22 protein-coding genes and 2 other annotated features are annotated in these 21,895 nt (G+C 38.2%); of the genes, 21 read left to right on the plus strand and 1 reads right to left on the minus strand.

Going from position 1 to position 21,895, the window contains the following annotated elements; translation table 11 throughout:
* The 10 genes from LQZ76_RS03615 to LQZ76_RS03660 all read left to right on the plus strand — a co-directional run.
* Nucleotides 1–318 (plus strand): hypothetical protein (locus LQZ76_RS03615; RefSeq protein WP_230098401.1); only part of this gene is annotated, 318 nt, incomplete at its 5' end.
* Nucleotides 318–1,145 (plus strand): phage tail domain-containing protein, encoded by an 828-nt coding sequence (locus LQZ76_RS03620; RefSeq protein WP_230098402.1) that lies wholly within the window; start codon nt 318–320, stop codon nt 1,143–1,145. The genes LQZ76_RS03615 and LQZ76_RS03620, both read left to right, overlap by 1 nt.
* On the plus strand, nt 1,142–4,336 hold the full coding sequence (locus LQZ76_RS03625; protein ID WP_230098403.1) for a phage tail protein: 3,195 nt from the start codon (nt 1,142–1,144) through the stop codon (nt 4,334–4,336). The genes LQZ76_RS03620 and LQZ76_RS03625 overlap by 4 nt, the downstream gene beginning before the upstream one ends.
* 11 nt (nt 4,337–4,347) lie before the next feature.
* Complete coding sequence (locus LQZ76_RS03630; RefSeq protein WP_230098404.1) at nt 4,348–4,521, plus strand: hypothetical protein; 174 nt, start codon at nt 4,348–4,350, stop codon at nt 4,519–4,521.
* A complete protein-coding gene (locus tag LQZ76_RS03635; RefSeq protein ID WP_230098405.1) occupies nt 4,521–4,766 on the plus strand; it encodes a hypothetical protein in 246 nt (81 codons plus the stop codon). Before LQZ76_RS03630 ends, LQZ76_RS03635 begins: the two co-directional genes overlap by 1 nt.
* 68 nt (nt 4,767–4,834) lie before the next feature.
* Nucleotides 4,835–5,233 (plus strand): hypothetical protein, encoded by a 399-nt coding sequence (locus LQZ76_RS03640; RefSeq protein ID WP_230098406.1) that lies wholly within the window; start codon nt 4,835–4,837, stop codon nt 5,231–5,233.
* A 19-nt stretch (nt 5,234–5,252) separates the two neighbouring features.
* Nucleotides 5,253–5,495, plus strand: coding sequence for a hypothetical protein (locus LQZ76_RS03645; protein ID WP_230098407.1), 243 nt, complete (start codon nt 5,253–5,255; stop codon nt 5,493–5,495).
* A complete protein-coding gene (locus tag LQZ76_RS03650; protein WP_230098408.1) occupies nt 5,488–6,327 on the plus strand; it encodes a peptidoglycan recognition protein family protein in 840 nt (279 codons plus the stop codon). Before LQZ76_RS03645 ends, LQZ76_RS03650 begins: the two co-directional genes overlap by 8 nt.
* Nucleotides 6,327–7,406 carry a collagen-like triple helix repeat-containing protein gene (locus tag LQZ76_RS03655; RefSeq protein ID WP_230098409.1) on the plus strand — a complete coding sequence of 360 codons (1,080 nt, stop codon included), beginning with the start codon at nt 6,327–6,329 and terminating at the stop codon, nt 7,404–7,406. Before LQZ76_RS03650 ends, LQZ76_RS03655 begins: the two co-directional genes overlap by 1 nt.
* A 6-nt stretch (nt 7,407–7,412) precedes the next feature.
* Nucleotides 7,413–7,634 (plus strand): glutaredoxin family protein, encoded by a 222-nt coding sequence (locus tag LQZ76_RS03660; RefSeq protein ID WP_230098410.1) that lies wholly within the window; start codon nt 7,413–7,415, stop codon nt 7,632–7,634.
* Nucleotides 7,635–8,098: 464 nt separating this feature from the next.
* On the opposite strand, the gene LQZ76_RS03665 is transcribed toward LQZ76_RS03660, so the two are convergent.
* On the minus strand, nt 8,099–9,319 hold the full coding sequence (locus tag LQZ76_RS03665) for an aminotransferase-like domain-containing protein (RefSeq protein WP_230098411.1): 1,221 nt from the start codon (nt 9,317–9,319) through the stop codon (nt 8,099–8,101).
* A gap of 270 nt (nt 9,320–9,589) precedes the next feature.
* Between LQZ76_RS03665 and LQZ76_RS03670 the strand changes: the two genes are divergently transcribed.
* The 11 genes from LQZ76_RS03670 (at nt 9,590) to LQZ76_RS03720 (ending at nt 21,890) form a co-directional block, all read left to right on the plus strand.
* The gene (locus tag LQZ76_RS03670; RefSeq protein ID WP_230098412.1) at nt 9,590–10,630 is read left to right on the plus strand and encodes an ABC transporter permease; all 1,041 of its coding nucleotides are present in this window, start codon (nt 9,590–9,592) and stop codon (nt 10,628–10,630) included.
* Nucleotides 10,631–10,769: 139 nt separating this feature from the next.
* Nucleotides 10,770–10,983 (plus strand) — a binding site (T-box leader).
* 58 nt (nt 10,984–11,041) lie between these two features.
* Entirely contained in the window at nt 11,042–12,217 is a 1,176-nt protein-coding gene (locus LQZ76_RS03675; protein WP_230098413.1) for a pyridoxal phosphate-dependent aminotransferase, read from the plus strand.
* Between the two features lie 15 nt (nt 12,218–12,232).
* Nucleotides 12,233–13,603, plus strand: coding sequence for an FAD-binding oxidoreductase (locus LQZ76_RS03680; RefSeq protein WP_230098414.1), 1,371 nt, complete (start codon nt 12,233–12,235; stop codon nt 13,601–13,603).
* Nucleotides 13,604–13,694: 91 nt separating this feature from the next.
* Nucleotides 13,695–13,964 (plus strand) — a binding site (T-box leader).
* 48 nt (nt 13,965–14,012) lie between these two features.
* On the plus strand, nt 14,013–14,702 hold the full coding sequence (locus LQZ76_RS03685; RefSeq protein WP_230098415.1) for an amino acid ABC transporter permease: 690 nt from the start codon (nt 14,013–14,015) through the stop codon (nt 14,700–14,702).
* Nucleotides 14,703–14,714: 12 nt separating this feature from the next.
* Nucleotides 14,715–15,458 carry an amino acid ABC transporter ATP-binding protein gene (locus tag LQZ76_RS03690; RefSeq protein ID WP_230098416.1) on the plus strand — a complete coding sequence of 248 codons (744 nt, stop codon included), beginning with the start codon at nt 14,715–14,717 and terminating at the stop codon, nt 15,456–15,458.
* Nucleotides 15,459–15,475: 17 nt separating this feature from the next.
* On the plus strand, nt 15,476–16,291 hold the full coding sequence (locus LQZ76_RS03695; protein ID WP_230098461.1) for a transporter substrate-binding domain-containing protein: 816 nt from the start codon (nt 15,476–15,478) through the stop codon (nt 16,289–16,291).
* 21 nt (nt 16,292–16,312) lie between these two features.
* Nucleotides 16,313–17,452, plus strand: a complete 1,140-nt coding sequence (locus LQZ76_RS03700; RefSeq protein ID WP_230098417.1) for a trans-sulfuration enzyme family protein — start codon at nt 16,313–16,315, stop codon at nt 17,450–17,452.
* Nucleotides 17,453–17,774: 322 nt separating this feature from the next.
* Entirely contained in the window at nt 17,775–18,839 is a 1,065-nt protein-coding gene (locus LQZ76_RS03705; RefSeq protein ID WP_230098418.1) for an ABC transporter ATP-binding protein, read from the plus strand.
* The gene (locus tag LQZ76_RS03710) at nt 18,830–19,702 is read left to right on the plus strand and encodes a carbohydrate ABC transporter permease (RefSeq protein WP_230098419.1); all 873 of its coding nucleotides are present in this window, start codon (nt 18,830–18,832) and stop codon (nt 19,700–19,702) included. Before LQZ76_RS03705 ends, LQZ76_RS03710 begins: the two co-directional genes overlap by 10 nt.
* A gap of 15 nt (nt 19,703–19,717) precedes the next feature.
* Nucleotides 19,718–20,554: a carbohydrate ABC transporter permease gene (locus tag LQZ76_RS03715; RefSeq protein WP_230098420.1), complete on the plus strand. Its 837-nt coding sequence runs from the start codon at nt 19,718–19,720 to the stop codon at nt 20,552–20,554.
* 16 nt (nt 20,555–20,570) lie between these two features.
* A complete protein-coding gene (locus LQZ76_RS03720; RefSeq protein ID WP_230098421.1) occupies nt 20,571–21,890 on the plus strand; it encodes an extracellular solute-binding protein in 1,320 nt (439 codons plus the stop codon).
* Nucleotides 21,891–21,895: the final 5 nt, after the last annotated feature.

The following is a 21,895-nucleotide window of genomic DNA, read 5'->3' on the forward strand; positions in this document are numbered from 1 at the left end:
GGTTTTGGCAGTTCATTGAATAACAATTTTGAATATGTTAAACGTTCAGTTTCATCATACGCTGGTCAGATTGCAGATCAATTTGGACATCAAGAATATGAAGCTAATGCTAAATTAACCGCAAGTAGTGTGGGAGTAGCTGGTCAAATTAATGGTGGATTAAATGCGCTTAGTGATGAAGTTGCGGAACAAAGTGCTCAAGCACCTACATTCTATGTACACAACGAACTAGTCGGGGACAAAATTACAACGACAGTTAATAGTCAAAATTCACGCCGACAAAATATCAATAATTTAATCATGGGAGGAGGTATCTAATGGACCTACTAATCACTAATAATTTAGAAAGCATTAAGTTGAGTAGCAGGAACATTGTTACAACTAACTTTGATGAGTCTTCACCAAGTATCACGGCCAATACATTATCGTTTAAAGGGCGTAATGGGAAAGTTAATTTTGGTGGGGATTATGGAGATAAAAAGCTTAAATTTGCAGGCTATTTAGTTGCTAATAATCAATCTGATTATGAAACAAAACGCAATTGGCTTTATCAAATATTAGGCGGCTCAGAGCCCTACTACATCACACCAATGTATTCTGATAATGGGCAATATAGCTTTGAACGGCCGGGACAAACATCGGGTAACATAGTGGGCCAAACTAATGAAGTAGCTAGTTTTAAGCGATTTTATGTAACTATTGATGATGTTATTGAACCAAGCTTTGTAGGTAATATCAATGGTCGACAAATTTATAAACTAGAAATTACGTTCGTTACTGCTGAATTGCCATTTGGTGAGTCGGTACCTAAAACGTTAACTATTACTAATTCAATACCATACGCAGGCACCGCTAAGGCATCTCAATTGGAGGTGCCTTTTTATTTGCAGATAACCGCTAACCAAGTAGCGAGTGGATTTAGTTTAACTATTGGATCACGTACATGGACATATAGCGGAACCGTTGCAACTGGGGATGTATTTAAATTAGGTGGTATGTATAACACAAAGAATTTAATCTCAATCAATGATTATACGAATGCTGAATATTTTGTGTTAGAACCCAGCCTGAATGGGCAAGTAACTGTTAAATGTTCAATTAATGCAACAATCACAATCAACGACTACAAGGAGCTGTATCTATGATTAAGTTTAAAGATATTAAAAATAGTACTCGCTTGGCAGTCGCTGACATCAAGCGAAAGCATTCCGTCAATGGTGAAAAATCATTATCAGGAACTATTTATAGTGGCGATGATGTAATCAATAATATTGATACAGGTTGGGGTCTAGAGTTCGATAGCGAACCCTATGTGATTACTTACTTTGAGCACCATGACTCTGATAATACGATTTCATTTGATGCGATTCATAAGTTTTTCTGGGACTTTTCCAAGAAAATGTTCTATCGAAAATTCAATGGTAGCAATACGATTGATACTTACTTAGGTAACATTTTTGATGGTACTGGATACAAATATGCTTTGAATTTCAAACCGAATGCTGTTAGTAAAGAAAATTTTGGTATGACCAACAAGATGTCAATGTTTAATGACGTCATCAATGCTATTGGTGCGGAATTTGAAGTTAATGGAACACTTGTTTCAATTTATCAAAAAATTGGAACCGATTTATCTACGATAGTACGGCATGGATTTAACTTATCAGATATGTCGATTGAAAACGATATATCAGGATTTGCCACCTATGCAGAGGGTTTTGGAGTTCATGCTAACCCGGATGATCAGAGTAGCCCGCAGTTACATGCTGTATATGAAAGTCCATTATCTAAGATATACGGGAGAATTGAAGCAGAGCCTATCGATGATGAACGATACACAATTCAAGCTAATTTACTGTCTGCATTGAAATCTAAGGTTGATGATAGTTTACCTGTATCGATTAAATTATCATTGTATGACTTAAACAAAGCAGGTTATCCCTACAAGATGGCCAAGGTTGGTGATTGGATAACTGCAGTTGATGAACGGATTAACTTCAAGCAAAAAATCCGAATTATCAGTGTTGATGATGAATTTACTACTGATGGTTTGAAAGTTAGTTATACAGTAACCGCGGGGAATATTAGTTCAGTACAACGATATCAAGAGGCTAATGCTTCAATTTCATCACGTATTAATGATGCGATTGATACTGCTAATGCCGCTAATCAAATAGCAGTAATAGCACAAATTAGTGCTGATGGTAAGAATACAGTTTATCGAGTTAATTCTTTAGATAATTTGCCAACTAATGCTAATGAGGGTGATTTAGGTTGGGTCCAAAGTGGTGATGGATTAGTACTGTACATCTATACTAAACGTCCTGATGGTAGCTTTTTCTGGGACAAACGTATTGATCCAGAGATGGGCCAACAAATTGCTGACGGTGTTACTGATGCTGTTAACCAAGCCAAGGATTATAGCGAACAAATTCAAACGAAGCTTAAAGCAGACATTAATGCAGCTTCAAATCAAGCTAATAATGCGGTTGCTCAAGCGCGTTCAGATTTTGGAGTAGGGATTAACCAAGCTAATGGTTTAGCTAAAGCGGCCCAAGATACAGCTGATAAAGCTAACACTGACTTGGCGATTACTAAAAATAATTTAGCTAATACAGTTAGTGATTTGGCCAATGCCAAGACTGATTTGCCATCTAAGTTGAATGATAAGGCATCGATTTCATATGTAGATACGGCCAATGGCGCCATTAATGTGCAGTTAATTAATCACGGTAACAGTATTAGTACATTGAAGTTAAATAGTGACATGTTAGTTACTCAGTTTGCTAATACTCAAGGTGATGTATCTACCCTTAAAGTAACCGCTAAGTCATTAACTACTGGATTAGCCAACACCCAAGGTGATGTGTCTAAGTTAAAACAACAAGCTGATGGATTTGAGTTGACAGTTAAAAATAGTACAGAAGATATTGCCAATTTGAAAGTTAAAGCTGATAGTATTCAATCCCAAGTATCTACACAAGATGGGCGTATTACTACAGTACAACAATCCGCTGACAAAGTAGTTACACAAGTACAAGGATTAAATGGACGGGTTGCAACAGTTGAAATAACTGCAGAGGGTGTTAGTAATTTATTTAAAGATAGTAATGGGAATCAATATACTAGCTTAGAGACAGCAGTTAGTAGCACTAAGACTTGGCAAGGGTTAAACGGCAGAATAGCAGAAGTAAAGAATACAGCTGACGGCGTATCAACAGCTGTAAATGACCCCCAAAAAGGATTGTCAGCAGTTACAAATACAGCAAATAGTATTACAAGTTTTGTAAAAGATACAAAAGGCAATCTATCTACCGACTTCATGTCTGCACTACTACGCACCAATCTAATGAAAGGGTTAGACGGCGGTAGTTCAATCATGTCTCAAACGGCTACTAGTATCAGCCAAGCTATCAGCGATAACAACGGTAACATTGTGGCTGCGATTAATTTAGATCCGCATGTTGCAACTATTAAAAGCGCCAAAATAACCTTAGACTCAGACACAACTGTCACTAAAAATTTCTACGCACTTGGTGGTAATTTCACCAATCTTAACGCTTCGAATATAACTGCTGGCTCAATTGACGCTAGTAAGATTAAAGTAACTAACATTGATGCCGGTAACATCACGGCAGGGACATTAGATGCCAATAAAATTAAAATTGAAGCAAACAAACTAGGGGCTTCGCTGCATCTTGATATTTCATCAACCGGATTGGACCTTCAAGGAAGCTATAACGACACGTCCAAGAGTTCATATTGGCACCATGCATTCAATCAATATGGCATTCAATTAACGGCTCCGTATAAAGATGATGTTTTCAAAAATTCAATGAGACAGATTGGTGGGATTGGTACCTATTTCAAAGTTGATGGTGCTGCTATACCTAACGGTTCAAATGCAGACTTAATACACTGGGTTAATAAAAACGGAGGCGGTAATGGTACGAGCGGTAACATCATCTTCGGCCATCGCGATAATCCAGCATCTAAAGATGATTTGAGCCAGTATAGCATTACCTCTGATTTAATAATCAGCCCTCAAGGTGAGCGAATGGTTGATGGTAACGGCAATATTCGAGGTCAGGGCATATATGCCAAATTACCGTTTTTCGTTGACAATACGACTAATATGAATGGTGGCTTCTATGCATCGCCACTAGCTGACACAGCTGGTCACTGGTTTAACGATCAAATTAGATTTGTAACACTAGCCCGTGGAGATGGTTCAGGCACATACGGAGTAGCACTATTAAATTCATATAATAATGGATTTTACTTTGGACAAAAAGGGATTGGTGTTGTTCAAAATTATGTAATCAGAGGGGTTTAGGAGGATTAAAAATGGAAAATATCTTAAATAAATTAGGTGGACAAATTGGCACTTTAACTATCAACTTGGCGTTAAAAGAGGGGCAGCTTGATGAAGCTAATCAACAAGCCGCTCAGCTACAACAACAAATCGCAGATTTAACTAAACAGATTGAGGAGTTAACAGCTCCCAAGGAGGACAAATAATGCAAGTAACAATCAATAGCATCACACCAGTGTTCAATTCAGATGGTACTCTTGAGCTTCAAAACATGGCATGTTATTTAACTGGTGGTGATTTCCCCGAAAACGTGACCGCCAATGTAATTTTGGGCAAAAATGAGGGCATCACATTGACTTCAACAAAAGACCAAGTTCAAGCCGCTGCAATCGCTAAATTTAAGGCTAATGTCGACGCATTATTAGCACCAACTCCAACACCAGCTAATTAAATTTAATAAGTCAGTAGACTTAAATGCCGAATGGGTGAAATGCCCGGCCCGATTAAAGGAGAGAGTATGTGCTTATTAAAGAGTTAGTGGATCAATTGGGGTGGATAGATGGAGTGATGACATTGGTAACAGGCACATCATTGGTAGGTGCCATTAAATACTACCGTTCTAGCAAAGCAGCACACGATACAGAGATTCAACTGCTAAAATCGGCTAGTTTAGCAACCTTGCATAGCCAATTGTATGAAAAAGGTGGCCGATATATTAAGTTTAATTCCATTACGTTATCTGAGTTAGATGATTTGGAATATACATGGAATGCTTATAGAGACTTGGGAGGTAATGGGACAGGCGAAATGATATATACCAAATGTCGTCAACTACCAATTTCGGATTATGCACCAAACGAAAGCTGGCAGGAAGTTGAAGATTTAGCAAGTAAACATGAAGCTGAGCGTGATGTTTAGCTTTTTTATTTGAAAGGAAATGCAAATGATTAAAATTATTAAAAAGAAATTTTTCAATGCAGATGGCAGCATCAATGCTAAGGTGTTGACTGGTGCCGTTGCAGCATTATTATTGGTTATTCAATCGGCATTAGCAGCATTCAAGATTGAATTTCACGGTGATTGGGGCCAGATTCAAGGCTTAGTGAATGCTATCTTGGCATTTTTGGCCATTGTCGGAGTTGCCGAAAATACGGATGAAGGAGATGTTAACCATGACTAATTTTTACCCAGGAGTAGCAGGACCACGAGGATACAATCCAACAGGAATCATCATTCATAACGATGCTGGATCACAAATTGGCACGGCTGCATGGTATCGAAACTGGCTACCAACGCACCCAGCCGAAGCTGGATTCGCTCATTACTACGTTTCTAGTGACGGAATTTATCAGGCCGAAAAAGAGTCTAACGTTGCTTGGCACTGCGCCAATCGGAAATACAACCATGACTTCATTGGAATTGAAGCTTGTCAATCTATGGGAGATGAAGCTATCTTCCGACAAAATGAAGATAACGCATTTAAGTTAGCAGCTCAAATTTGTAATCGTTATGGTATCACACCAAACGAGCAAACAATTATGCTCCACAAAGAAGTATTTGCAACCGCATGTCCGCACCGCTCAGTAGCTTTACATGGTGAATCTAACGCCAATGTTAAAGCTTTTTTTATTGCAAAAATCAAGCAATACATGGGCAACAGTGCGTCAATTTCACCATCAAAAACAAGCTTAGCTGTTGATGGCTATGCTGGAGCAAGCACTATTTCAGCCATGCAAAAAATTCTCGGTGGCACCATTAATGGCCAGATTTGGGGCCAAACTAAATATTCAGCCCAATTTATTCCAGCGTTTACAACAGTAAGCCTTGAAGGGAAAGGGTCTGAAGTAGTTCGTAAATTGCAAGCCAAGTTAGGTGTAGCAGTCGATGGTTTTGCCGGTCCCGGTACGATTAAAGCGCTACAAACTAAACTTGGGGTACCTACCGACGGATATGCTGGTGTAACAACTGTTAAGGCACTTCAAATCAATTTGAATAATGGGAAGGTATTTTAATGTCTAAAAAACTAGAATTAATAGGTTCTTCAAACGTTAAGTTAAGTGACACGAATACTAGCTTTAAATTTAATGTAACAGAAGATAATAGCGCTGTTAATTTAGATGATAAAAATATTATCTTTAAAGTCAAAAACAATGAAGTTTATATTGAAGATATTCCGGCATCAGTTAATGGTACAAATGTGATTCTAAATTCACGAGATTTAAATTTACCACCGGATACTTACTATTTAGAGTTGTGGATTAAAGGCCCAGAAGGTACTTCAATTTTTCCAGATAATAACTTTGTAACGTTGAAAATTAATCAAAATGCAACAGGTATAACTGGTGATGTAATTAGCACGGTTACACTTGATGCATTTACTAAAAAGATTGATGATGCACTCGCTAATTTACACGATGGTGAACAAGGACCAATTGGTTTAACCGGTCCAACTGGGCCTATTGGTCCGCAAGGTGAACCTGGCTTTAAGAAAATATATTTTAGTGAACAGGGAGTTGATTCAAGTGGTCAATTTGATGGGACCAGTTTGCTGACGGACATGACTTTGTCGATTGGCGATATTGTGTTAGATATCAAAGTTGATAATGATACTATTTTGTCACAAGATGTTACTAAATCTGCAAAGGTTGGCGATACAGTAGTTTTATTCGTTGGAGCTCAATCGGATGGGCAAAATTCATTAACTGTAATTGCTAACATGACAGGTCATGATGGTCAAGGTACAGGCAACAATAGTAATTCAAATAGTGGGTTAAAAGTTGCTATATCAGATATGATCTTTGCTGAAAATAACATTCAAATTACCGACTTGAAAAATGTCGCAGCGTACACTGCTGTACTTGACATTGGAGTCCAAGACCCAAGCTTGATTGCATTCACACAACTAGTAACCGCACAACTGGGCGATACAGTATTGCTTATATATTTCCCTGGGTCCGGTTGGATTCCAGTGGCCAATCTGACACCACATCCAAGCTCACAAAAATTAGCAGATGTGTTAGTTAAGAAGGGTATTTTAACTAACGATGATTTAATTGATGAAAATCATAGTACATTGAAAAGCATGTTTTAAGGTGAAATGATGATTGAGATTTATTCCAAAAATAACTGCATGCAGTGTCGCATGGTGAAACAGTATTTAAACAAGCATGGTGTTAAATATATCGTTAAAAACATAGATGATGATCTAGGTGTTCGCGAAGAATTGAAAGCTAAAGGCTTTCAATCTGTTCCGATTACGATTAAAGATGATATAGTCATCCAAGGTTTCGCTCCTAACAAATTAATTGAATTGATTTAAAATAAGCCCCCATCCTTAATTGGTTGGGGGCTTGTTTTTGTGAAGAAAATATAAATGCTAAACTAGCCGTAGTTTTTGGGGGCAATTTGGGGGCACGAGTGAATTAAACGTAGTTATTTTAAGATGATAAAAATACAAAAAGCCCTATATAATAGATTTTTTCTTCCTATTATATAGGGCGATTTTTTACAACGCAATCATTGCTAAGTAATTGAACTTTGTGAAAAAGTCGTAATTCCCTAGGGATTGCGGCTTTTTTTGTACATAAGAGAGCGTATAAGAAAGGGAGCTGTGACAGAAGTCGGGCGATATCGAGAAATACACTAAAAATCCCTCGTGAAGAATTTTCTTCATGGGGGATTTTGTCGTATTTCGAATATATCGGACTTCTGGAGCGCATTTTGGTAGCAATTTAGTACTTGAAAAGAGTTATGTCACAACGACTTTTTTAGTAAGTAAACTCACTATTCAGCCGGATGATTAGTTAAATAGTTAGTAAAGGTCTCTGCAAGTAGGCGAATGCCGGGCTCAATTTTTTCTATGGCAACCGCAGAAAAGTTTAAACGAGCAGAATTAGCAACATCGCCATGAATGTATTGTGCTTGACTTGGGATGTAGACAATCCGGGCTTTGGGAATTAAAACGTCGTACATAAAGGCATTTAAATCGAGACTTGCAGGCGCCGTAATCCATAAGAAGAAGCCCCCTTCAGGTTCAGTAAAGGTTACCTCACTCGGCATATATTTATGTAATGCATCAATCATCGTTTGCCGCTTTTTAGCATAGTAAGGGATCATGTTGGCGATATGAGCATCAATATCATAATGGTTGAGGTAATACGTGAGAGCATCAAGTGTCATATTGGGTGATTGAATATCAGCAGCTGATTTTAAGCCCGCCACCGCTGTCAAGATAGTTGGTGAAGCACAAATATAACCGATACGTAGACTGGGCGCTAAAATTTTTGAAAAGCTCGATACGTAAATCACGCGGTGATGTGTGTCAAAACTTTGCAGCGTTGGTAAATGTTCACCACGGTAACGTAATTCGCGGTAAGGCGCATCTTCAATGATGTAAAAATCATACGTTTCGGCTAATTCAGCTAAGCGTTGACGCTTAGCAACACTAATGGTGATACCAGTTGGATTTTGGAAATCAGGGACAAGATAAAGAAGCTTAATACGATCGGCCCCACGATTAGCTTGTAATTGTTGTTCTAAAATAGCAAGATTGATTCCATCGGTTTCAATTGGAATTTCATAATACTTCGGGGCGTAGTTTTCAAAAATTGAAATGGCCCCTAAGTAAGTTGGTCCTTCAATGGCGAGACCATCACCAGCATCAAGAAATAGACTTGCTAAGAGGTCAATGGCTTGTTGGCCACCTTGAGTCATAATGATATCATCAGCAGTGGCCGGGTAGCCCATGTGTTTGGCATGGCGAGCGGCTACTAGTTCACGGAGTTCCTGAGGTCCTTTAGCATCGGTATATTGAAAGACTGCTGGGGTATTATCAGCAACGGCGTGTTGAAAGGCATCAGCTAAATCAGCACTAGGAAACAAACTCGCATCTGGATAGCCCCCGGCAAAAGAGATGTTTTGGGGATCAGAACTTTGAACTAATAGGTCCGCGATGATGGAACTATTGTGATTTTGAACGCGGCTAGCATAATTATGATTGGTCATAGGTTAAGCTCCTTTTAAGTAAAATATCAGCGCTTTAGATTAAAATATGATTAGAATTTATTAATGGGTATTTTAACGTAAAGTACTGCAAATTAATACGTCTTTTGGTTTTATTTATAATAATATTAAAATATATTGATGCGTAATACTGAAGGAATTAAAGTTAAAAAAAGGATAACTTTTACCACTTTGTTAATAAATAGTTTAGTTATTAGTAAAAGAAGCGTATAATGTTTCTTTATTGCCAAATTTAATTTATAGGGAGGGTTTATGAAAGCATTTTTTTCAAAGAAACCAGTTATTTTTTCAATCTTTTTAGGTATTATTTATCCATTGTTCATGGTCGGGATTTATATTGGAACATATAAACAATCAGTGCATAAAATTGATCAATTAGATATTGCCTTTACTGGTAATCGTCAGGTGTATGAAGGTTTTAAAAACAATAAAGATTTTACCTTTAAATCAAGTTTTGTTGACAGTAAAAACCAAGGTGAACAAGCATTACAAAAACATCAAGCAATTATGGTTGTTGATGTTGATAAAACAAACCACGTAAAATACTACGTAAATAGTGGTAGTGATGTTTTCTCACGCCAAGTAGCTGAAAAAGCCGCCGACAAGATTAATGATGCACTATTACCAGCGAATGTACGCCAAATCAGTCATGTCGCTGCTCCTAACATCGTTGATATTAACCAAAAAAATTCAAATATTAACGAAATTATGTCACCATTTTTCCTTACAATTGCTACTTTCATTGGGGCATTGTCTTCAGGAATTGTGATTGTTGGGGTTTTCCGAGCTAAGATTATGAATGAAAAGAAAATCTGGATGGATTATGTGGCATTACAATTAGCCTTTATCATCATCTCAGTTTTTTCACCAATTGTTGGTGCCGTAACCTTACAACATATCAATAATCTTTCGGCAGCTGTAACTGGTGATTTAATCTTACATGGGATGTTATTCATGTATGTCAGCTTTTTACTCTTACACATTGTGTTCCTCTTGTTGGAACAATATGCAATGGCGGTGGCCGTGCCAATCATGCTTTCACAATTTGTTACATCAGGAAGTATTGTGCCATATTCAACATTAACACCCATTCGGAAGTTAGTTACGTCAGTATTCCCAATGTATTCAAGCGTTAAAGATGTCACGGCCATTATTTTTGGCTTTGGTGATAAATATAGCCAAGTACCACATTTGATTTTCTTAGGGATTGCTTACTTAATAATTGGGATGATTGTGTTACATTTCAAGAACATTTACTGGAAAAAAGAATTTTCATTTATAACGTTAAAATAACGTTTAATAATAAACGACTTTCGTATTTTACGGAAGTCGTTTTTTGTTAAAGTAAGTGCGATGTCTTAATTAACATGAGATTAATTTAATTTTTTCATTGACTTATAATGTCAATTCGGAGCATAATAACGGTAATTTATTAAAAGTAAAGCGATGAGTAAGTTAGTAAAATGTTTAGAAAGGTGTCGGTTGATGCAAGACATCCATGCTTATTAACCCAAGATGGTCGTTTGGAATACTGAATTAGTGAGTCGCTGACAAATTAATTCCGGTTAAGCTCGTTATCGTTGTTTGAGTGGGTGTTACAGTTAACACTTATTAAGGTGGTACCACGGTAATTTATCGTCCTTTGACAGCATCATGCTGCCAAAGGACTTTTTTATTGATTTTGAAAGTTAAGGGAGAATGGAAATGAAATTTAAGCAAGCCAAGGTTTTAGACCAATTACCGGAACAATTTTTTGCTAAGTTAGTCCAAAAAGTAACGGCAAAAATAGCAAGTGGGGCCGACGTTATTAACTTAGGTCAAGGAAATCCAGACCAACCAACGCCCCAATTTGTAGTTGAAGCGATGCAAGCGGCCGTGGCCGACCCTGCTAATCATAAATATGCTCCGTTTCGCGGTTTGTCCGCCCTTAAGCAAGCCATTGCGGATTATTATGGACGTGAGTATGGGGTACAACTCGATCCGGAAACCGAAGTGGCCATTCTTGGTGGTAGTAAAACGGGGTTAGTGGAACTACCTTTGGCATTAATGAATCCAGGGGAGACATTACTATTACCAGACCCTGGCTATCCAGATTATTTTTCCGGGGTCGCCTTGGCCCAAGTCAAAATGGCGTTAATGCCATTGGAACGTGTCCACAATTTTCTACCCGATTATACTCAGTTATCAGCTGACGTAATTAAAGCTGCCAAATTAATGTATTTGAACTATCCTAATAATCCGACCGGGGCGGTTGCGACCGCTGAATTTTTTGAAGAAACCGTGGCCTTTGCCCAAGCAAACGAAATTGGGGTAGTCCATGATTTTGCGTATGGCGCCATTGGCTATGATCAACATAAGCCATTGAGTTTTTTGCAAACACCAGCGGCCAAATCCGTGGGGATTGAATTAGGAACGTTATCAAAATCATATAATATGGCGGGCTGGCGGATTGGTTATGCCGTTGGGAATGCGGATATGATTGAAGCGATTAATTTAATTCAAGATCATTTATTTGTGAGTGTCTTCCCAGCGATTCAAGTTGCGACAGTTGCGGCCTTAAACAGTGATCAAAGTTCCGTGCACCAACTGGTTGCGTTATATGAAAAACGCCGAAACCAATTTTATCAAGCCGCCCGGAAAATCGGTTGGGAACCTTGCCCAAGTGGTGGTTCGTTTTTTGTGTGGCTACCAGTACCAAACGGATATACGAGCGCAACCTTTGCTGATTTATTACTCGAAAAGGCTGCTGTTGCTGTTGCCCCAGGTAATGGATTTGGCACACATGGGGAAGGTTTTGTGCGAGTCGGGTTACTAATTGATGAACCCCGCTTTACGGAAGCTTGTGAACGGATTGCCAAATTACATTTATTTGATAAATAAACGGAGGAACAAAAAATGACAGTGATTGAACAACAATTAATAATTCCAGACGGTGAAGTACTAACAGATGCCAAAACTTTAGCCGCTTATGGCTTAAATACTTTTTCACAAGAAGTGACACAACCACATCAAGCTCGCTTGGTTGTTAAAGCCCGCTCAATTGCGGATGTTCAAGCAACCGCAATTTTTTGTAATACGCAAAAAATTGCATTAACGGTCCGTGGTTCGGGGACGTCGATTGTTAATAGTTCAGCTGCTTTAGATAATGGGGTGGTACTTGATTTAAGTACTTTAAATCAAATTATCGAAGTAAACATCCCAAATCAATACGCGATTGTTGAAGCAGGGGTCTTAAATGGTGATTTAGACCGGGAAGCTCGTAAGGCCGGATACTTTTTTGCGCCTGATCCTGGTTCAAAAACGATTAGTTCAATTGGTGGCAACATTGCAACCAATGCTGGGGGCATCAGTTCACTGAAATATGGGACAACGAAGCAATCTGTGATTGGTCTCAAGGTTGTTTTGGCTGATGGTTCATTGATTGAAGTTGGTAGTAAGACGTTTAAAAATAACGTTGGCTATGATTTAACGGATTTATTTATCGGTTCAGAAGGGACGTTGGGAATTATTGTTGAAGCGACGGTGCGGTTGTTACCAGTTCCCTTTGGAAATCCAGTGACCGGGTTAGCTACGTTTAAAAATATGAAGGCCCTTAGTATTGGGGTGCAAAAAATTTCTGGAAGTGGTTTGTATCCGTCAATTTTAGAAGCTTTAAACAGTACCTCAATTGAAGCGCTCGATCGCTACGAACATGCAACGCTCGCTAAAGACGGGGCTCAGGCCTTGTTGATTTTTCAATTAGATGTGGCACCAGTGGGCGCGGTGACTGCGCTAGAAAAAATTTTAAAGGAAAGTGCGGCCATTCAAGTTTCCGTAACTGATGATCCCGAATTTGCCACCAAGATAATTAAAATTCGCCAAGATTATTACGCAGCAGAAAATGCCTATGGTCGGTTATTGGTGGAAGATGTCGCGGTTCCGTTATCAAAATTACCCGAATTAGCTGAATTTGTTGAAAGTATTGAATTAAGTAGTAATGTAAAGGCCTTTTTAGGTGGGCATGCCGGTGATGGAAATTTTCACCCTAATTTTGCGATTGCTAATGATTTGGCAGAAATCCCAGCTGAAGTTACAACGGCCATTCATCAGATTTTTGAATTTGCCTTGGGTCTTGGTGGCACAATTTCAGCTGAGCATGGGATTGGGGAACTTAAAAATGAGTGGCTAACAGCGACGTTAGGGCAGCAAGTAGTCGCCTTACAACAACAAATTAAAGCCGTTTTTGATCCGCATGATATTCTAAATACCGGGCGGAAAGTTAAATAAGCTATTACTTAGGTAATATAAAAGATTGTAATTAAATTAAAATAAAATGTTGACATTCTAATCTTATGCTATATTATTAATGCAACAATAAAAAAACATAACGAAAGACAGAGTACTAGCTTGCAATTCTCAGAGAGCCTTTGGGTGGTGTGAAAAGGTAAATGAATAGCTAGGAAGATGGGTCTGGAATGGTGGTAGTGAATTAATTAAACTACCAACGGGGTTGCGCACGTTAAAGATGCTCGGGTTGAAATTGAGTTTGGTGACCTTTTTTTGGTGAGCTTTATTTAACGCGCAGAGGCATTGTTTGAGAAAATAATGTGAATTAAGGTGGTACCACGAATTAACATTCGTCCTTGGCTAAGGACGAATGTTTTTTTATTGTCATTTTTTAACGGAGGAAGAGAATTTGCAAAATGTCTTACAATACTTACCACAATTATTAGGAGCCGCCTTTAAATATACAATTCCCATCGCGGTAATTTCGTTTGTTATAGGGATCGTGATTGCGTTAATAACGGCATTAATTAGAATTTCAAATAAACGCGGCGTAATGCTAGTTGTCAAAGCTATTTTTAGATTCTATGTTTGGATTTTTCGGACGACACCGTTGTTAGTCCAACTATTCATTGTCTATTTTGGATTACCATATTTAAAGATTGCGGGCATTGCTCCGGATGGTATCAAATTAGTGCCATTTACGGCCGGGATTTTAACGTTTTCGCTTAATACAGGTGCCTATTGTTCAGAGACGATTCGGGCAGCGATTATTGCGATTCCAAAAGGTCAATGGGAAGCGGCTTCAACCTTAGGGATGACGCGTCGGCAAGCGTTACAACGGATTATCTTACCGCAAGCCTTACGTACTTCGGTACCACCGTTGGCTAACAGTTTTATCAGCTTAGTTAAGGATACTTCGTTAGCGGCTTCGATTACGATTATTGAATTATTTGAAGTTAGTCAACAAATTGCTGCGGCTAACTTTCAACCATTATTGATGTATTCCTTGGTAGCGTTAATCTATGCAGTATTTTGTACTGTTTTAACCTTTATCCAAGGGTACCTTGAAAAAATAACTTCGCGTTACACGATTGCTTAAAGGAGTAAGGACTTGTTAAAACTAACTAATATCAACAAGACATTTGGTGACCATCATGCACTAAAAGACATAAATGTCACCTTTAATGAACATGCGACAACGGTAATTTTAGGACCATCTGGTTCCGGCAAATCAACGCTTTTACGCTCATTGAATTTCTTAGAACAACCTGAAAGTGGCTTATATGATTTTGATGGGACCATATTGGATCTAAATAAACCGGTAGCAGATAAAGATATTTTTCGCATTCGGCGTGAAACGGAAATGGTCTTTCAAAATTACAATTTATTTCCTCATTTAACGATCGTGAAAAATATTACTGAAGGTCCCGTCCAAGTGCTGAAGCAAAATAAAGCGACTGCCACTGAAAAGGCCCATGAGTTGTTAGCAAAAGTTGGCTTAGCAGGTAATGAAAATAAGTTTCCAAGTCAATTATCTGGTGGACAGGCACAACGGGTCGCAATTGCCCGATCACTAGCAATGGATCCTAAATACATTCTATTGGATGAACCGACGAGTGCCTTGGACCCGGAACTTGAATTGGAAGTGCTCAAAGTGTTAGTTGAAATTGCAAAAGAAAAACGCTCAATGATTATTGTGACGCATAATATGGCATTTGCCCAAAAAATTGCCGATAAAATTATTTTTGTGGAAAATGGGGAAATTTTATTTGATGGTTCGAAAGAGACATTCTTTCATTCAGATAACCAACGAATCAATGATTTTATCTCGGCGATGACCTTTACGGATATTTAATGATAAAGAGGAGAAAAATAATGAAATTTAAAAAACAAGTTTTAGGGACGGTCGTCATTTTAGCAGGAGTTTTGTTAGCAGGTTGTGCTAATGGCGGTAAGAATGCAACTGGGAAAGATACCAATTATAAAAGTGAATTGGTAAAGAGGGGTTCACTAACAATTGGGTTAGAAGGCACCTTTGCACCATACTCATATCGCGATAACGGTAAATTAACTGGTTTTGAAGTTGAATTAGGCCAAGACATTGCTAAAAAAATTGGGGTCAAACCAGTCTTTGTCCCAACCAAATGGGATAGTTTAATTGCGGGATTAGGGAGTGGTCGGTATGACGTGATTTTAAATAATATCAATAAGACGCCGCAACGTGCTAAAGTTTATGCGTTTGCCGATCCATACATTTACTCACGGTATGTCTTAATTAGTCGCAGTGATGAAAAGGGGTTAAAGACGTTAGCGTCTATTAAAGGTAAGAAGTTAGTAGAAGGAACCGGAACCGATAATTTCAATGTTGCAACTAAATACGGGGCAACGGTGGTGCCAAACGGTGATTTTCCAACGGCACTGGGCTTAATTCGTCAAGATCGCGTGGCAGCAACGATTAATTCACGCGAAGCATTCTTAGCATATGCCAAGAGCAATCCGACAAGTGATTTAAAATATGTTGATTTATCAAAAACATTAGCACCAACAGCCGTGCAACCAATGTTGAATAAACAATCACCAAAGCTATTGGCAAAGGTTAGTGCAGCCATCAAAGAGCTACGCCAAGATGGGACGCTTACAAAATTATCAGAAAAATACTTTGGTAGTGATATTACCAAAGCCAACTAAACCAAAAGGTGGAAATATAATATGACAGGCTTTAATACAAAATTAGTCCATGGAATTGATATTAACGACAATAATACCGGGGCAGTGGTTGTACCGGTGTACTCAGCAACAACTTACCAATATGGTAAACCCAATGAATTACCACGATGGGATTATGCACGTTCAGGTAATCCAACGCGCGAATTTGTTGAAAAACAAATCGCGGAACTAGAAGGTGGTTATCGTGGTTTTGCCCTTTCATCAGGAATGGCCGCTATTCATTCAGTATTTGCGACCTTTCGACCAGGCGATCACATCATTATTTCTAATTCAATTTATGGGGGAACGTTTCGGTTAGTAAATGAATATTTAAAAGAACTGGAAATTGAATTTACCGAAGTCAATATTCAAGATTTAGCTGAGATTGAAGCAGCCATTAAACCTAATACCAAAGCAATTTATTTTGAAGTCGTGGATAATCCATTGTTACGAGTGGCCAGTGTTAAGCAAATTTCTGCGCTAGTAAGTCAATACAATGTACTGACCATTGTTGATAACACGTTCTTAACGCCATATTTACAACAACCACTAAAACTTGGGGCTAATATTGTCATTCATTCAGCCACTAAATACTTAAACGGGCACTCTGACAATACTGCGGGCTTAGTTGTGGTTGATAGTGCAGCGCTGGCTGATAAAGTTTATTTTATTCAAAATGCAATTGGGGGTATTTTATCACCAGAAAACTCAAATTTATTACGGCGAGGTATTCAAACTTTAGCTGTCCGGATGGATCGTCATTTAGAAAATACGCATAAGTTAGTTGAATACTTTAGTAAGCAAAGTATTGTGGCTAAAGTGCACTATCCTGGTATTCAAAACGATGCGAGTGATGCCATTGCACGTGATGAATTACGTGATGGTGGTGGGGTTGTAACAGTTACCTTTGTCGATCACGTTGATGTAACCGCGGCGATTGAAAAACTTAAAATTTTTAAGTTAGCCGTGAGTTTGGGATCAGTCGAAAGCTTAGTTGAGACACCTTACAATATGTCGCATGCTGAATTACCGGTTGAAGAACGGTTACGGTTAGGCATTACGCCACAACTAGTACGAATTGCGGTCGGATTAGAAGATAGTACGGATTTAATTGCAGATATTGACCAAGCATTTAATAATTAAATTGAGATAAAAGTATCTAGAATTTTTAATTCTAGGTACTTTTTTGTTGGAAATCATAAATAAAGGCCTTGGATATGCTTGTAATTTATAAGTAAAGGCTGATGTAGTGTAAATAAAAAGTAAATATTCATAGCTATACGTATTCTTTTTTAAGTATAAACCAAGGAAAATTACAAATTATTTACTTGAAATCTGGATAAATGTTGATTTGTAAGGATTTGTTCATAAATAATTAATAACTTAAATAATACATTTGATTTACAAGTCTTAAAAAAACGCATGTTAAGATTATTTTCAGTTAGCAAAGGAAGGAACCTTTTACATGGATTTAATTGAATTAAAGCGCATTAATAAGCAATATGAAAACAAAGAAAAAGTGATCGAGGATTTTGATTTAAATATCAAAAAAGGTGACTTTACTGTTTTTCTTGGACCTTCAGGTTGTGGTAAATCTACATTACTTCGGATGATTGCCGGCTTAGAAAAAATCTCAGCGGGTGAACTTTTGATTAATGGTGAATTGCAAAATGACTTACCACCTAAAGAACGTAACATTGCGATGGTTTTCCAAAACTATGCACTTTACCCACATATGTCAGTTGAAAAGAACATGGGCTTTGGTTTAAAAATGCGCGGGATTGATAAACAAATTATCAAGCAAAAAGTTACCGACGCTGCCAAAATTTTGAATTTAACCGATTACTTAGATAAATTTCCTGGTAACTTATCTGGGGGGCAACAACAACGGGTCGCCCTTGGACGAGCGATTGTCCGTGAATCAGAAATTTACTTAATGGATGAACCATTATCCAACTTGGATGCTAAGTTACGCGCTGTTATGCGTGAAGAAATTGTAACTTTACACAAGCAAATGGCCGCCACAACGATTTATGTAACGCATGATCAAACGGAAGCCATGACAATGGCTGACCGGATTGTTATTTTAAATCATGGTGATATCCAACAAATTGGTACCCCAAAAGAAGTTTACCAACGGCCACAAAACATGTTCGTTGCTAGTTTTATTGGGATTCCACCAATGAACTTAATTCCCTTAAAGAACCATGATGGTAAATACTATTTGGAAAATGCCGAGCTTAGTCTTAAAGATGATCTTGGTAATCAACCATTAGTATTTGGGATTCGACCAGAAGATGCCTTTGTTGATAATGCAGCGCCATTGAAGATGAAGGTAACTTACATCGAAGATATGGGTGCTGATCGTTATGTTCACGGTCTTGTTAACGGAACTAAGTTTACGCTTCGTGACGGCTCTAATAATGATTATCAAGTTGATCAAGAAATAGGGGTTGGTTTCACCGCTCAACAAGTTAGCTTCTTTGACCAAGTGTCAACTAATCGTGTGGAGGCTAACTTATGGAAATGAAGGCTAGCAAAAGACAACTGCTTTTATTCGTTGTGATTCCATTAATCCCGCTGGTTGTCTTTTGGATTATTCCATTGATTGTGTCCCTTTGGTTAAGCTTTACGGATTGGAACTACATTAGTCCAACTTTTGACTACGTTGGGATTAAAAACTACACGCAGTTATTTGCGAGTCAAGATTTCCAACAAGCATTTGCTCATACCGCCTACTTCACGTTCTTTAGTGTTGTACCAATTATTGTGTTTGGTTTTTTATTAGCAGTTGGTTTAAACAAATTAAAACGAAGCTATAAATTCATTCAGGCATTATTATTTGCCCCTTGGGTGACACCACTAATCGGGATGTCAATTGTTTGGGGTTGGATTTTTAATAGTAAAGTTGGTCCAATTAATCAAATCTTGCATATCTTACATTTACCAGAACCTCAATGGTTAACCAATCCGACGGCGGCCATGTGGACAATTATTATTGTTACTATCTGGAAAAATGCTGGTTGGGCCGCGTTGTTCTTCTCAGATGCCTTAGCAAAAATTCCATCAAGCTTGTTTGAAGTTTCTGACATGGAAGGATTGTCTTGGTGGCAAAAAATTTGGTACGTCTTGATTCCACTGGTCTCACCAACGACATTATTTTTGGTGATTGTCATGATCTTAGAATGTCTTCAAGCGTATGACCAAATTACGGTCTTGACGCAAGGGGGCCCCGCGGGTTCCACGACAACCTTACTTTACTTGTATTACCAATTAGGATTTAAACAATTCCAAATGGGTAGTGCAACCGCATTATCAATTGTGATCTTAGTAATTTCAGCAATTTTAGCTTACATTTCAATTCGCATGTCACGTAAGCACACTTACTATTAGGCATGGAGGTTTGAGATGAAAAAAGTACAAAAAATACAAGGCTGGGCCTTATTTATTATTTTACTAATCATCGGTCTTTTGATGGTTTATCCTATGATTTGGATGTTAGTTAGTTCAGTTAAATCAGCTAATGAAATTTTAAATCAACCATTACAACTTATTCCCCGAAGTTTTCACTTTGATAACTTCACGAATGCCTTAAAAGCTGCTCCGTTTATGCAATGGTTATGGAATAGTGCATGGACGACGGTGGTGATTGTCTTTATGCAATTGTTCTTTTCAAGTTTAATTGCCTATGCGTTAACCCAATTTAAATTTATGGGCCGTAATGTTTTGTTCGCCATTATTTTAGCAACATACATGTTACCATCAGCAACGACTTACATTCCTAGTTATGTAATTTTAGGGAAAATGCACTTAATTAACTCATTGATTGGGTTAGTTATATCCAACCTGGCCAATGTATTCGTAATTTTCTTACTACGGCAAAGTTTTATGTCAGTACCAAAGGGAATTATTGAAGCGGCTCGTTCAGATGGAGCAAGTGAGTGGACCATTCTTTGGCAAATTGTCGTACCTATGAACAAGAATGCCGTTTTAAACGCAACTTTGATTGGCTTTATTACTAATTTCAACGGTTACTTATGGCCATCACTCCTCTTGAATGACACTAAGAAACAAGTTATTTCAGTTGGGTTGAATTCATTTTCAAATACACAAGGAGCGTTTGATCAAACATTCCCAATCATTATGGCTGGAACGACAATTGCGGTGGTTCCACTAATAATTGTCTATGTCATTTTACAAAAGTATTTCGTGCAGTCATCAAAAACATCAAGTATTAAAGGATAATAGGAGAATTATCAATATGCGTTTTAGTAAAAAGAGCTTAAAATACCTTGCCCTTGCGGCTACTGCAGCTTCAGCATTAACAATCATGGCTGGTTGTTCAAATGGTTCATCAAACAGCGCCGATAGTGGTAAGAAAGTCCAAATCGAATTCTGGTATGGATTAGGTTCTGGTGCTGGTAAGCAAATGCAAGAAATGATCACTGACTTTAATAAGTCACAAAATCAAGTGGTAGTTAAAGGGGTGCAACAAGCCGATTACCCAACTACTTGGCAAAAAGTTCAAGCAGGTTTGGCAGCCCACACTGCACCAGCTGTATTCTTAGCCCAATCAAACACGATTCAAGCGTTTGGTGGTCCTAAAGGTGTATTGCGTGATTTGACCCCAATGGTTAATGAAACAAGTTTTAACAAATCAGACTTCTTACCTGTATTTACCAAAGATGACCAAATTAATGGTGACACATATGCGGTACCAGCATACGGTACAACGCAAATTGAATACTACAACGAAAAAGTTTTGAAGAAGGCTGGTGTTGATCCTAAGACAGCTTACTCAACTTGGCAAAACTTGGCTGCTGCAAGTAAGCAAATGAAGGAAAAAGCGGGCGTACCTAATGGTCACATGATCATGTGGGGCCCAGACAACCTTACTGATATGGCTTTAAGTAATGGTGGTCAATTCTTAAAAGATGGCGGCAAAAAAGTTGATATTAACTCAAAAGCGTGGATTCAAGCTTGGGAATTTGCTCGTCAACAACTCTTTGAAACTAAGAACATGAGTACGATTTCAGGTGGTCAAGGTTGGACTTACTGGTACAAGACAATTGATACAGTGATGCACAATCAAGCTGGTTCATACACTGGTTCATCTGGTGACCGTGCTAACTTGGATTTCTCATTTATCAATGCCTTACCACAACCTGGTTTTAACAACAATCCTGCTAAACCACAAGCCCAAGCATTGAATATGGCTATTCCTAAGTCAGTAACTGATGCCCAAGCTAAAGCGGCTTTCAAGTGGATTGAATACTTTACAAACAAAGAACGTCAAGCAACTTGGTCTGAAAAGATTGGTTACGTGCCAGTACGTAAGTCAGTTTCTGATGATGCAGCCTACAAGAAGTTTGTAACTGCCAACCCATACGCTAACGTAGCCTTTGAACAAGCCCAAAATGCTTCACCTGAATTTATCGATCCAACTGGTGGTAAGATTTTGGCAGCACTACAAAAAGCAGCTGATGAAGTTGAAATTCAAAACATCCCAGCTAAAAAAGCCTTGGATGAAGCAGCTAAAGTTGCACAACAAGCTTTAGATCAAGCACTCGCAAGTAAATAATAATT

Origin of the sequence: Periweissella ghanensis, from assembly GCF_918814755.1 — a bacterium.
Classification (GTDB): Bacteria; Bacillota; Bacilli; order Lactobacillales; family Lactobacillaceae; genus Periweissella; species Periweissella ghanensis.